The following is an 11,415-nucleotide window of genomic DNA, read 5'->3' as shown; positions in this document are numbered from 1 at the left end:
GCGCCGGTAAGGGCGGCGACGGGCGTCAGAGCAGGTCGTCGTCGGTCGAGGCCACCGGGGGGCGGCGGCGCCGCACGAGGAGCAGGATCAGGCTGATGAGGAAGACGACCACGCCGGCGATCATCAGGATGTAGCCGACGAGGTGCAGATCGATCCACGAGACCTGGACGTTCAGGGCGAATTCCAGGATCGCGCCGATCACGAACAGAACGATGCCGGTTCCGATGCCCATGACATGTACCTCCGCTTCTCTACCCGGGCGTTCTCACGCACCGGATGTCGTTCGCTCACGCTAGCTCCGAGACGGCGAGAACCCAGGGGATTGACACAGCACGGGCCGGATGCATTGCGCATCCGGCCCGTGCTGTTCAGGCGTCCCGCGCGGGGATCAGGCCCGCCGGTACTGCCCGACCATGGGGCAGTCGAACGGGTCGCGGGCGGCGAGGCCGACCCGGTTCAGGTAGTCGATCACGATCGCGTAGGACCGCCACAGCGAGGTCTCGGTGTAGGGCACGTCGTGGGTGTCGCAGAATTCGCGGACGATCTCGCTGGCACGGCCGAGGTGCAGGCGGGACATGCTCGGGAAGAGGTGGTGCTCGACCTGGTAGTTGAGCCCGCCCATGAGCCAGGTGGCCCACCAGCCGCCGCGGATGTTGCGCGACGTGTGCACCTGCTTCGAGAAGAAGTCGAGGCGCGCATCCGGGGCGATCACGGCCATGCCCTTGTGGTTCGGTGCGAAGGACGCGCCCATGTACACGCCGAAGACCGCGACCATGACGCCGACGAACGCAGCGGCCTTGCCCAGCGGGAGCAGCACGAAGATCGGCGTCAGGACGACCGCGAAGCGCGCGGCGAGCAGGCCGATCTCCGTCCAGCGGCCCTTCACGGGTGCGCGGCCGGCCAGGTGCTTGATGCCGAGGTAGTGCAGATTCAGGCCCTCGAGCGTCAGCAGCGGGAAGAACAGCCAGCCCTGCTTGCGGGTGATCATCCGGCGAAGACCCCGCGCCTGCACGGCGTCCTCCTCCAGGAAGGAGATGGTGTCGACCTCGATGTCGGGATCCTTGCCGACGCGGTTCGGGTTCGCGTGGTGACGGCTGTGCTTCGAGTCCCACCAGGCGTAGCTGATGCCGACGACCCCGGCCGCCAGGATGCGGGCGAGCCGGTCGTTCGCCGGGCCGGAGGAGAGGATCTGCCGGTGCGCGGCCTCGTGCGCGAGGAAGGCGACCTGGGTGAAGATGATCCCGAGACCGGCGGCGATGAGGAGCTGGTACCAGCTGTCGCCGAACAGGATGAACCCGGTGATGGCGCCGCCGAAGGCGAGGGCGATCCCGGCGGCCACGAAGGCGTAGAACCGCGGCGTCCGCTGCATCAGCCCGGTCTCGCGCACGACGCGCGACACCTCCACGAAGGCCCGCGCCACGTGGGGGAAGTCCTCCTGGCGTGCGTACGTCTGTCGGACGGGTCCGAGCCGGGCCGGAGTTTCTGTGTACACGGTTGCCATCTCGCAGCGCCTTACATGTGTCCGGCCGTGACCGGGGCGGAAGCCAAGGGCGGGCGCCGATCGCTGTCTTCACGCTACGCGCACCCGTATGCACCAGGGGGCATGCGACACTGTGCATCCGCCTCGAAAAGCGCCCTCACGAAGCCTGGGCACATTCTTCCTCACCCGGCGGGGCGCTGCGCGTGCCGATCGGGCACGCCTAGCGCCTGGGCCGCCGGGCCGCTCAGTCTGTCTTCCGCTGCCACACCCCGAAGCGATTGCCCGCCGGATCGCTCAGATGCGCGAAGAGGATCGCGCCGTTGTCGACGAGCGGCAGCACGACGCCCGCGCCTGCCGACCGGGCCGTCTCCAGCGTCGCGTGGATGTCGGCGACCTCGACATAGAACACGGCCCAGTGCCCGCCGCCCGCCTGGGTCGTGTCCCACAACCCGCCTGCGGTTCCGTTCACGAAACCGTATCCCGCGGGGCTCGGCGAGCCGAACTCCCACCCAAAGACGCCGCCGTAGAACGCGCGCGCCGCCTCCGGATCCGGGGTTCCGACCTCGAAGTAATTCACCAGATCCGTCATGTCCCTGCCCTTTCGTTTTCGGCGTCCGATTCGTCCGCCGCGATCGAGCATCGGGCCTGCCACCGTGTGAGGGTCAACTGCCGACGCCAGACGACGTCAGCCGACGGGGACGTTGACCTCCGTGACCCAGGCGTCGGGATTCGGCTCGGCCCCGGGGCCGACGACGTAGACGTTGAACATCGGTCCCGTCCGCGCCAGCCCTCGGTCGACGACCCATGCGCCGATGGCCTCCGTCGTGACCGCGATGGTGTCGAACCCGCCGCGGTGCGTCGCCCACACGACGCGCTGCGGTGGCAGCAGGGCGACTTCGAAACCCGTCCCCTTCGGGGCTTCTCCGGTGAACTCCCGCCAGATCGCCATCTCGACGTCTTCGTCGCGGAACTCCTCGTCGAAGTACGTGGCGCCGATGGTCTCGCCGAGCTCGGCTCCGTCCACACCGCCTGGGCGCGCGAGGAGCCGGCGCAGGTCGGCCCAGAGCTCGCCCTCCGCGGGGTAGTCGGCGACGGTGCGGCGGGTCAGCAGGACCCGGAGGGACGGGAACTCCCGTTCCTGCACGGTGATCGGCGCAGTACGGCTGCCGGCGGCAGCCACGAGCGATTCCGCGAGGGCGCGCTGCCGGCTCAGCCGGAGGGCCTCCTCGTCGAGTCGCCGGAGATGGCCTTCGATGCGGAGCGAGAGCGCTGCCGGGTCATCGAAGAGCGGCAGCAGCTCGGCGATCTCGGCGATGCCGCACCCCGCGTCGCGCAGGCTCCGGATCCGTCCGGCCCTGCCCAGCTGCGACGGTGCGTAGCGGCGGTACCCCGTGACCGGATCCACTTCGGCGGGCTCGAGCAGCCCGCGCTCGTCGTAGTGGCGCAGCATCCTGATGCTCAGCCCGGCGTAGCGCGAGAAGTCCCCGATCGACAGCATCCCGCTCATCGCTCAACCCTGACACATCCGCCGTCCACGCGACCAGCACCCTGCGCGCAGGTCAGCGCCCTCCTCGCCTTCGCCTGTGCAACGGCTGATCCTCACCGGGACGACAAAGGGCCCGGACCCGCGATGAACGCGGATCCGGGCCTCTCGGCTGCTGTGACTCAGAAGTCCCAGTCCTCGTCCTCGGTGGCCTCGGCCTTGCCGATGACGTAGGAGGATCCGGATCCCGAGAAGAAGTCGTGGTTCCTCGCTATGCCCCTTGATGGCGTTGCCTTTGAGAGAAAACCGCAGGCTAAGAGGGGGATTGCGATGGTGTCCGACGGCCTGCGCTGGCGCGAAGTGTGGGCAGAATGTGGGCACGGGAGGCGTCGGACATGGCCGTCTTACGTGCGGCACTCATCGCGACCGCGACGTCGTCGAGATCGTCCTCGAACAGGTCGGCGTAGACGTCGAGCGTCATTGCTGCCGACGCGTGGCCGAGCATCCTCTGCACTACCTTCGGGTTCGCGCCTGCGGAGACCGCGAGTGACGCGGCGGTGTGCCGGAGGTCGTGGGGCGTGATACGGGGAATCGATGCGTCCTGGATCTGCGCGGCTCGCACGGTGCGCGTGAACCATCCGCTCGTCGCGTGCGGGTATGGGAGCTCGGCCTATCCCCCGCTCGATATGTCGTGCTGCTCGAGCGTGCCGCGGCGAGCACGGAGGGGCAGATCGCGGATCCGGTGACAGCGCACCGCGTGACAAGCTTCACGCCTGCGCGGCGCCGTTGGTCCGCGTTGGCCGGTATGGGCCATGATGTGAGCAGGCCAGCAGACCGCACAGGACGCATCGGCCTTGCATAGGTGGCATATTTCGGCGATGCTTTGTGTTGTCCCCACCGTGGATCGACCGCGAGGTACGACAAAGGCCCCCGACCGAAGTCGGAGGCCGATGCCACTCTTAGCTAGAGAGTCAGTGGATCAAGCTGCTGCAACAGCTTCCACCAGATAGCGGTACGCGCACTCTCCCTTGCGGTCGATGCACGGCGGGAACGTTGCTCCCCGCTCATGGAACGTGACGAGACCGTACTGGTCCGCCCACCTTCCGTCGAGCGGCACACGCTGCCCGGTCTTCCATGCCCCATCGGGGCCCTGCGGGAAATGCTTGAGCATTTCTCTCCTTACCCTCCCCGGCAACCCAGAAGGACTTTCCTTCTGGTGCTGATGGGAAGACTGAAAGGGGGGTCCCCGCAGTAGCGCGAGGACCCCCCTGAATGGGTCGCCAGGGTGCGCGACGAACACGCCGCGCACGATCGGTGTCGATGAGATGTGGGCAGGATGTGGGCAATGCCGCCCGCGCCGAACGTGCCGCCGACCATCTGTGCTCCGTGAGCCATCTTCACCTCCTGACAAGTAATCAACTCTGACCTGGGATTCTCAGAAGTCCCAGTCCTCGTCCTCGGTGGCCTCGGCCTTGCCGATGACGTAGGAGGATCCGGATCCCGAGAAGAAGTCGTGGTTCTCGTCCGCGTTGGGCGAGAGCGCCGACAGGATCGCCGGGTTCACGTTCGTCACGGTCGCGGGGAACATCGCCTCGTAGCCGAGGTTCATGAGCGCCTTGTTCGCGTTGTAATGCAGGAAGCGCTTGACGTCCTCAGTGAGGCCGACGCCGTCGTACAGGTCCTGCGTGTACTGCACCTCGTTGTCGTAGAGCTCGTAGAGGAGCGAGAACGTGTAGTCCTTCAGCTCGTCCCGCTTGGCCTGGTCGAGCGTCTCGAGACCCCGCTGGTACTTGTAGCCGATGTAGTACCCGTGCACGGCCTCGTCGCGGATGATGAGGCGGATGAGGTCGGCCGTGTTGGTGAGCTTCGCCCGCGACGACCAGTGCATCGGCAGGTAGAACCCCGAGTAGAACAGGAAGCTCTCCAGCAGGGTCGAGGCGACCTTGCGCTTGAGCGGCTCGTCCCCGCGGTAGTAGTCCATGACGATCTGAGCCTTCTTCTGAAGGTTCGGGTTCTCCACCGACCAGCGGAACGCCTCGTCGATCTCCTTCGTCGAGCACAGCGTCGAGAAGATCGAGGAGTAGCTCTTCGCGTGCACCGACTCCATGAACGCGATGTTCGTGTAGACGGCCTCCTCGTGCGGGGTGATCGCATCGGGGATGAGCGAGACGGCGCCGACGGTGCCCTGGATCGTGTCCAGCAGCGTGAGGCCGGTGAACACCCGCATGGTGAGGGTCTGCTCCTCGGGGGTGAGCGTGTTCCACGACTGGATGTCGTTGGACAGCGGCACCTTCTCGGGCAGCCAGAAGTTGTTCACCAGACGGTTCCAGACCTCGAGGTCCTTGTCGTCCTGGATCTTGTTCCAGTTGATCGCCTGCACGCGGTCGACCAGCTTGAGCGGTTCGGGGGTCATGTCTCTTCCTTCAGAAATCCCAGAGCGAACGACGGATCACAGCGTGCAGCTGACGCATTCGGCCATGTCGGTGCCCTCGAGGGCCATCTGACGCAGACGGATGTAGTAGATCGTCTTGATGCCCTTGCGCCAGGCATAGATCTGCGCCTTGTTGATGTCACGCGTGGTGGCAGTGTCCTTGAAGAACAGCGTCAGCGACAGGCCCTGGTCGACGTGCTGCGTGGCAGCGGCGTAGGTGTCGATGACCTTCTCGTAGCCGATCTCGTAGGCGTCTTCGTAGTACTCCAGGTTGTCGTTCGTCATGAACGCCGCCGGGTAGTAGACGCGGCCGAGCTTGCCTTCCTTGCGGATCTCCACCTTCGCCGCGATCGGGTGGATCGAGCTCGTCGAGTTGTTGATGTAGGAGATGGATCCGGTCGGCGGGACGGCCTGCAGGTTCTGGTTGTAGATGCCGTGCTCCTGGATCGACGCCTTGAGCGCCTTCCAGTCGTCCTGCGTCGGGATGTGGTGACCGGCGAACATGTCCTTGACCTTGTCGGTCGCGGGCACCCACTCCTGATCGATGTACTTGTCGAAGAACTCACCCGACGCGTACGTCGAGTCGGCGAACCCGTCGAAGGTCTCGCCGCGCTCGATCGCGATCCGGTTCGACGCGGTCAGCGCGTGGAACAGGACGGAGTAGAAGTAGATGTTGGTGAAGTCGACGCCCTCTTCGGAACCGTAGAAGACATGCTCGCGGGCGAGGTAGCCGTGCAGGTTCATCTGGCCCAGGCCGATCGCGTGCGAGCGGTCGTTGCCGTCCTCGATCGAACGGACCGAAGCGATGTGGCTCTGCTGGCTGACCGCGGTCAGGGCGCGGATGCTCATCTCGACCGTCTTGCCCAGGTCGCCGCCGTCCATCGCCAGGGCGATGTTGAGCGAGCCCAGGTTGCAGGAGATGTCCTTGCCGATCTGGTCGTACGAGAGGTCCTCGTTGTACGTCGTCGGCGTGTTCACCTGCAGGATCTCGCTGCAGAGGTTGGACATGTTGATCCGGCCCTTGATCGGGTTGGCCTTGTTCACCGTGTCCTCGAACATGATGTACGGGTAGCCCGACTCGAACTGGATCTCGGCGAGGGTCTGGAAGAACTCGCGCGCGTTGATCTTGGTCTTCTTGATGCGCGGGTCGTCGACCATCTCGCGGTACTTCTCGGTGACGGAGATGTCGCCGAACGGCACGCCGTAGACGCGCTCGACGTCGTACGGCGAGAAGAGGTACATGTCCTCGCCGTTCTTGGCCAGCTCGAACGTGATGTCCGGCACGACGACGCCCAGCGACAGCGTCTTGATGCGGATCTTCTCGTCGGCGTTCTCGCGCTTGGTGTCGAGGAACCGCATGATGTCGGGGTGGTGCGCGTTGAGGTACACGGCGCCGGCACCCTGACGCGCGCCGAGCTGGTTCGCGTACGAGAAGGAGTCTTCGAGGAGCTTCATCACGGGGATGATGCCGGAGGACTGGTTCTCGATCTGCTTGATCGGGGCGCCCGACTCGCGGATGTTCGAGAGCAGCAGCGCCACGCCGCCGCCGCGCTTGGACAGCTGCAGGGCGGAGTTGATGCCACGGGCGATCGACTCCATGTTGTCCTCGATGCGCAGCAGGAAGCAGCTGACGAGCTCGCCGCGCTGCGCCTTGCCGGCGTTGAGGAAGGTCGGGGTCGCCGGCTGGAAGCGGCCGGAGATGATCTCCTCGACCAGGCCCGTCGCGAGCTTCTCGTCGCCGTCCGCAAGGGCGAGGGCGGTCATCACGACGCGGTCCTCGAAACGCTCCAGGTAGCGCTTGCCGTCGAAGGTCTTCAGCGTGTAGCTCGTGTAGTACTTGAACGCGCCGAGGAACGTCTCGAAGCGGAACTTCTTCGAGTAGGCGAGATCGTTGAGCTTCTGGATGAACTCGAACGAGTACTTCTCCAGGACGGCGCCCTCGTAGTACTCCTTCTCCACGAGGTAATCCAGGCGCTCCTTGAGCGAGTGGAAGAACACCGTGTTCTGGTTGACGTGCTGCAGGAAGTACTCCCGCGCCGCGCGCTTGTCCGCGTCGAACTGGATCTTGCCGTCCGCGTCGTACAGGTTCAGCATCGCGTTGAGGGCGTGATAGTCGATCCCTTCGTATGCTGCGTCGGCCTTGAACGCGGCCTCGACCTTCGCCGGCGCTGAGTCCTTCAGTGCGTCACGCTCTGCGTGCTCGATTGCAATACCCACCATTGATCCAATCCGTCGGTCACCCGATCGACGTCGTCCTGTGTGCCGTAGATCTCGAGCCGGTACAAGTGGGGCACGTGGCACTTGCGGCTGATGATGTCACCGGCGGCGCAGAACGCGTCGCCGAAGTTGGTGTTGCCTGCGGAGATCACTCCGCGGATGTGTCGCCGGTTGCGCTCGTCGTTGAGGAACCGGATGACCTGCTTCGGCACGGCGCCCTTCTCGTCGCCCCGCCCCTGCCCGCCGCCGTAGGTCGGTGTGACCAGGACGAACGGCTCGTCGACGACGAGCGGCTCCTCCGTGCTGTGCAGCGGGATCCGCCGGGCCGGAAGACCCAGCTTGCCGACGAACCGGGCGGTGTTGCCCGAGATGCTCGAGAAATAGACCAGCAGAGGCGCGGCAGTCGCTGTCGCGGTGTTCATGACTGCCTCCTCTTCTTCGTCGCCGATCCCTGAAATCTCGAAGTACTCGAAGGGCTCCTCGCGGAGGGTTACGCCAGACGCGCGGCGAGCTCGTCGATCTTGTCGGGACGGAAGCCCGACCAGTGGTCCTCGTCGGTGACGACGACGGGAGCCTGCAGGTAGCCGAGCGACTTCACGTGCTCGAGCGCCGCGGCGTCCTCCGAGACGTCGTGCACCTCGTACTCGATGCCCTTCGCGTCGAGCGCGCGGTAGGTCGCGTTGCACTGCACGCAGGAGGGCTTGGTGTAGACCGTGATGGACATGTGTTGCGCCTCTTCTTTCCCCTCAGAACCCGGCTTTCGGACAGGTGGCCCTGCCGGGAGTTCAATACTACATATAGGGACCGACGTTCGGACCGACCACAAGGGCTAGTAGTTACAACAGTGTAGTTTTCCACCGCATTCCCCCGCCAGACCACAGGCTCTCCACCGTTCTGTCCACAGCCGGAGGACGGCTCCGAGCCCCCGCGAACCGCGATATCCCGCGGCCTGCGGATCCCCCGGCCCGATCCGTCCACAGATCCGACGCTAGAAGGGGCATCCGACATTCCCCAGGCTGTGGAATTCGCCCTCCGGCGTGTCGCGGGCGTGTCGCGAGGACGCGGGTGCGCGCGGGGCCCGACCGCCGTCTGGAGAGCGACCGACCGGTAACGTGGATCCGTGGCCGGAACGGGATACAGGGAGCTTCTGCGCACCCCGGGGGTGGGACGCATCATCGCCGCGCAGCTGACCGCACGCTTCCCCAACGGCATGTCCAGCCTCGCGATCCTGCTGCACGTCGAGCACATCACCGGCTCCTACGGCGCGGCCGGCCTCGTGCTCGCCGCCTCCTCGGTGGGACAGGCCGTGGCCGGCCCCGTCACGAGCCGCTGGATGGGCCGCTGGGGCATGCGCCGGGTGCTCACCCTCACCCTCGCCGTGTGCGTGCTGGCGTTCCTCGGGCTCGCCTTCCTGCCCCTGCCGTTGGCCGGCCAGATGGCGCTGGGGCTCATCGCCGGGCTGTCCACGCCGCCGATCCAGTCGGCGGTGCGCACGATCTACCCGAAGCTCGTGAACTCGTCCCAGCTGACGCCGCTGTTCTCGCTGGACGCGTCGCTGCAGGAGATCATCTGGATCGTCGCGCCGGTGGTGATCACAGTGGTCTCCACCCAGGTCGGCACCGAGCAGGGCCTGCTGCTGGTGGCGGCCGTGCTCGTCACGGGCGGCGCCTGGTTCATCCTCTCCCCCGAGGTCGGGAGGGTGCGGATCCCGCGCAGCCGCCGCGGGTTCGGCGCCGTGGTGCTCAAGCCGCCGGTGCTGCTGGCCACGGCGATCGGCTTCCTGCTGATCGGCTGCTGCGCGGCGGTCGAGGTGGGCGTCGTGAAGACCTTCGACGAGGGCGGACTGCAGGCAGGACTCGTGCTGGCGCTCTTCTCGGTCGGCAGCCTGATCGGCGGCCTGGCATCGGGCCGGATCCCGATCGGTCCGTGGGCGATGGCGCGCCGTCTCGTGGTCGTGACGGTCGGGCTCTCGCTGACGATGATCTCGCTGAACGTCTTCTGGCTGGGCGGCACGCTGGTCGCCGCCGGCATCGGCGTCGCGCCGGCCCTCGCCGTGCTGTTCGCGATGACGTCCGCGAGCGTCAAGTTCTCCGAGACCGCGGAGGCCTACGGCTGGGTCGGCACCGGACAGCTCATCGGCGCCGCCGCCGGATCCGCGATCGCCGGCTTCCTCATCGACAGCGCGCACAGCCCCGTCGGCGCCTGCCTCGCCGCCGCCCTGTTCGCCGCCGCCGCACTCGTGGTCTCGGTCGTCTTCGTGCGCTCCTTCCCGGACCTCCGGCACCGCGACGCGTCCCCGCTGCCGGACACCGAGGCCGTCCCGCTGCTCTGAGGAAGCCTCCTCCTGATCCTCGGAATCCGCAGGATCCGCCGATTCCGACCTACGGTTTCTGTTGTCATCTCCGAGTTGGAGTGACAGGATCGGAGCATGAGCGCCGATCTGCAACGGAAAGCACACGATCACCTCTGGATGCACTTCACCCGCCAGTCCACGATGGACCGCAGCGGGGTGCCGATCATCGTCCGGGGCGAGGGTCACCACATCTGGGACGACACCGGCAAGCAGTACATCGACGGGCTGGCCGGCCTCTTCGTCGTCAACGCCGGCCACGGCCGCAAGCGGCTCGCCGAGGCCGCCGCGAAGCAGGCGGAGCAGCTGGCGTTCTTCCCGCTGTGGTCGTACGCGCACCCCGCGGCGATCGAGCTCGCGGACCGCCTCGCCGGCTACGCGCCGGGCGACCTGAACCGCGTCTTCTTCACAAGCGGTGGCGGCGAGGCCGTCGAGACCGCGTTCAAGCTCGCCAAGCACTACTGGAAGCTGCGCGGCAAGCACACCAAGCACAAGGTCATCTCGCGCTCGATCGCCTACCACGGCACGACCCAGGGGGCGCTCGCGATCACCGGCATCCCGGCGATGAAGGCGATGTTCGAGCCGGTCACGCCCGGCGGCTTCCGCGTGCCGAACACGAACATCTACCGTGCCGCTGAGATGGGCGCTCCGACGGATCCCGAGGCGTTCGGCGTCTGGGCGGCGGACCGTATCGAGGAGATGATCCAGTTCGAGGGGCCCGACACGGTGGCCGCCGTCTTCCTCGAGCCGGTGCAGAACTCGGGCGGCTGCTTCCCGCCGCCTCCTGGCTACTTCCGGCGGGTGCGGGAGATCTGCGACCGCTACGACGTGCTGCTCGTCTCGGACGAGGTGATCTGCGCGTTCGGCCGGATCGGGCACATGTTCGCATGCGACGCCTACGGCTACGTGCCCGACATCATCACCTGCGCCAAGGGCATCACGAGCGGCTACTCGCCCCTGGGCGCCGCGATCGTGAGCGACCGCATCTACGAGCCGTTCGCGCACGGCGACCTGTCGTTCCCGCACGGCTACACCTTCGGCGGACACCCCGTGTCGGCCGCGGTCGCCCTGGAGAACCTGGACATCTTCGACGAGGAGAAGCTGAACGAGCGGGTCCGCGAGAACTCGCCGCTGTTCCGTGCCGAGCTGGAGACCCTGCTCGACCTGCCGCTCGTGGGCGACGTGCGCGGCGACGGCTACTTCTTCGGGATCGAGCTGGTCAAGGACAAGACGACCCGCGAGACGTTCGACGACGACGAGTCGGAGCGGCTACTGCGCGGCTTCCTCTCCGGCGCCCTGTTCGAGGCGGGCCTGTACTGCCGCGCCGATGACCGCGGGGATCCCGTGATCCAGCTCGCCCCGCCGCTCACCGTGGGCCCGGCGGAGTTCCGCGAGATCACCGGGATCCTGCGCGGGGTGCTGAAGGAAGCCGAGTCGGTTCTGTAGTCGCCGGG

12 protein-coding genes and 1 pseudogene (1 of these 13 running past the window's edge) are annotated in these 11,415 nt (G+C 66.7%); 3 read left to right on the top strand and 10 right to left on the bottom strand.

Annotated elements, in window-relative coordinates:
- Positions 1 to 10, top strand: partial view of a glucose-6-phosphate isomerase gene (pgi, locus tag ACTJJZ_RS00325; protein ID WP_440719171.1) — the end only. It extends 1,652 nt beyond the left edge of the window; the window shows 10 of its 1,662 coding nt (coding positions 1,653–1,662); the start codon falls outside the window, past its left edge; it ends in the stop codon at positions 8 to 10.
- Between the two features lie 15 nt (positions 11 to 25).
- Here pgi and ACTJJZ_RS00320 read toward each other — a convergent pair whose 3' ends face one another.
- The 10 genes and pseudogenes from ACTJJZ_RS00320 to nrdH all read right to left on the bottom strand — a co-directional run bounded on the left by ACTJJZ_RS00320 (position 26) and on the right by nrdH (position 8,335).
- The gene (locus tag ACTJJZ_RS00320) at positions 26 to 232 is read right to left on the bottom strand and encodes a DUF6458 family protein (RefSeq protein ID WP_440719170.1); all 207 of its coding nucleotides are present in this window, start codon (positions 230 to 232) and stop codon (positions 26 to 28) included.
- 156 nt (positions 233 to 388) lie between these two features.
- Complete coding sequence (locus tag ACTJJZ_RS00315; RefSeq protein WP_440719169.1) at positions 389 to 1,501, bottom strand: fatty acid desaturase family protein; 1,113 nt, start codon at positions 1,499 to 1,501, stop codon at positions 389 to 391.
- Between the two features lie 223 nt (positions 1,502 to 1,724).
- A complete protein-coding gene (locus tag ACTJJZ_RS00310; protein ID WP_440719168.1) occupies positions 1,725 to 2,069 on the bottom strand; it encodes a VOC family protein in 345 nt (114 codons plus the stop codon).
- A gap of 96 nt (positions 2,070 to 2,165) precedes the next feature.
- The gene (locus ACTJJZ_RS00305) at positions 2,166 to 2,987 is read right to left on the bottom strand and encodes a MerR family transcriptional regulator (protein ID WP_440719167.1); all 822 of its coding nucleotides are present in this window, start codon (positions 2,985 to 2,987) and stop codon (positions 2,166 to 2,168) included.
- A gap of 289 nt (positions 2,988 to 3,276) precedes the next feature.
- Positions 3,277 to 3,600, bottom strand: a pseudogene (locus tag ACTJJZ_RS00300) (tyrosine-type recombinase/integrase); the annotation flags it as partial.
- Between the two features lie 342 nt (positions 3,601 to 3,942).
- Positions 3,943 to 4,134 (bottom strand): hypothetical protein, encoded by a 192-nt coding sequence (locus ACTJJZ_RS00295; RefSeq protein WP_440719166.1) that lies wholly within the window; start codon positions 4,132 to 4,134, stop codon positions 3,943 to 3,945.
- A 264-nt stretch (positions 4,135 to 4,398) separates the two neighbouring features.
- On the bottom strand, positions 4,399 to 5,376 hold the full coding sequence (gene nrdF / locus ACTJJZ_RS00290; RefSeq protein ID WP_440719165.1) for a class 1b ribonucleoside-diphosphate reductase subunit beta: 978 nt from the start codon (positions 5,374 to 5,376) through the stop codon (positions 4,399 to 4,401).
- Positions 5,377 to 5,412: 36 nt separating this feature from the next.
- Positions 5,413 to 7,614, bottom strand: coding sequence for a class 1b ribonucleoside-diphosphate reductase subunit alpha (nrdE, locus tag ACTJJZ_RS00285; RefSeq protein ID WP_440719164.1), 2,202 nt, complete (start codon positions 7,612 to 7,614; stop codon positions 5,413 to 5,415).
- Positions 7,572 to 8,033, bottom strand: a complete 462-nt coding sequence (gene nrdI, locus ACTJJZ_RS00280; protein WP_440719163.1) for a class Ib ribonucleoside-diphosphate reductase assembly flavoprotein NrdI — start codon at positions 8,031 to 8,033, stop codon at positions 7,572 to 7,574. The genes nrdE and nrdI overlap by 43 nt, the downstream gene beginning before the upstream one ends.
- A gap of 68 nt (positions 8,034 to 8,101) precedes the next feature.
- On the bottom strand, positions 8,102 to 8,335 hold the full coding sequence (gene nrdH / locus ACTJJZ_RS00275; protein WP_045251249.1) for a glutaredoxin-like protein NrdH: 234 nt from the start codon (positions 8,333 to 8,335) through the stop codon (positions 8,102 to 8,104).
- 396 nt (positions 8,336 to 8,731) lie between these two features.
- Here nrdH and ACTJJZ_RS00270 point away from each other — a divergent pair, with 396 nt between their 5' ends.
- The gene (locus tag ACTJJZ_RS00270; RefSeq protein WP_440719162.1) at positions 8,732 to 9,943 is read left to right on the top strand and encodes an MFS transporter; all 1,212 of its coding nucleotides are present in this window, start codon (positions 8,732 to 8,734) and stop codon (positions 9,941 to 9,943) included.
- A gap of 96 nt (positions 9,944 to 10,039) precedes the next feature.
- Positions 10,040 to 11,407 (top strand): aspartate aminotransferase family protein, encoded by a 1,368-nt coding sequence (locus ACTJJZ_RS00265; RefSeq protein ID WP_440719161.1) that lies wholly within the window; start codon positions 10,040 to 10,042, stop codon positions 11,405 to 11,407.
- The last annotated feature ends 8 nt before the right edge of the window (positions 11,408 to 11,415 follow it).

The organism is Microbacterium sp. 22242, from assembly GCF_052045495.1.
GTDB lineage: Bacteria > Actinomycetota > Actinomycetes > Actinomycetales > Microbacteriaceae > Microbacterium.
Note: the sequence above shows the minus strand (reverse complement) of the source record. Positions and strands in the feature narration are given on the sequence as shown.

Coding starts and splice junctions, on each gene's coding strand:
- ACTJJZ_RS00320 (WP_440719170.1), bottom strand. CDS start 232: ATGGGCATCGGAACCGGCATCGTTCTGTTCGTGATCGGCGCGATCCTG.
- ACTJJZ_RS00315 (WP_440719169.1), bottom strand. CDS start 1,501: ATGGCAACCGTGTACACAGAAACTCCGGCCCGGCTCGGACCCGTCCGA.
- ACTJJZ_RS00310 (WP_440719168.1), bottom strand. CDS start 2,069: ATGACGGATCTGGTGAATTACTTCGAGGTCGGAACCCCGGATCCGGAG.
- ACTJJZ_RS00305 (WP_440719167.1), bottom strand. CDS start 2,987: ATGAGCGGGATGCTGTCGATCGGGGACTTCTCGCGCTACGCCGGGCTG.
- ACTJJZ_RS00295 (WP_440719166.1), bottom strand. CDS start 4,134: ATGCTCAAGCATTTCCCGCAGGGCCCCGATGGGGCATGGAAGACCGGG.
- nrdF (WP_440719165.1), bottom strand. CDS start 5,376: ATGACCCCCGAACCGCTCAAGCTGGTCGACCGCGTGCAGGCGATCAAC.
- nrdE (WP_440719164.1), bottom strand. CDS start 7,614: ATGGTGGGTATTGCAATCGAGCACGCAGAGCGTGACGCACTGAAGGAC.
- nrdI (WP_440719163.1), bottom strand. CDS start 8,033: ATGAACACCGCGACAGCGACTGCCGCGCCTCTGCTGGTCTATTTCTCG.
- nrdH (WP_045251249.1), bottom strand. CDS start 8,335: ATGTCCATCACGGTCTACACCAAGCCCTCCTGCGTGCAGTGCAACGCG.
- ACTJJZ_RS00265 (WP_440719161.1), top strand. CDS start 10,040: ATGAGCGCCGATCTGCAACGGAAAGCACACGATCACCTCTGGATGCAC.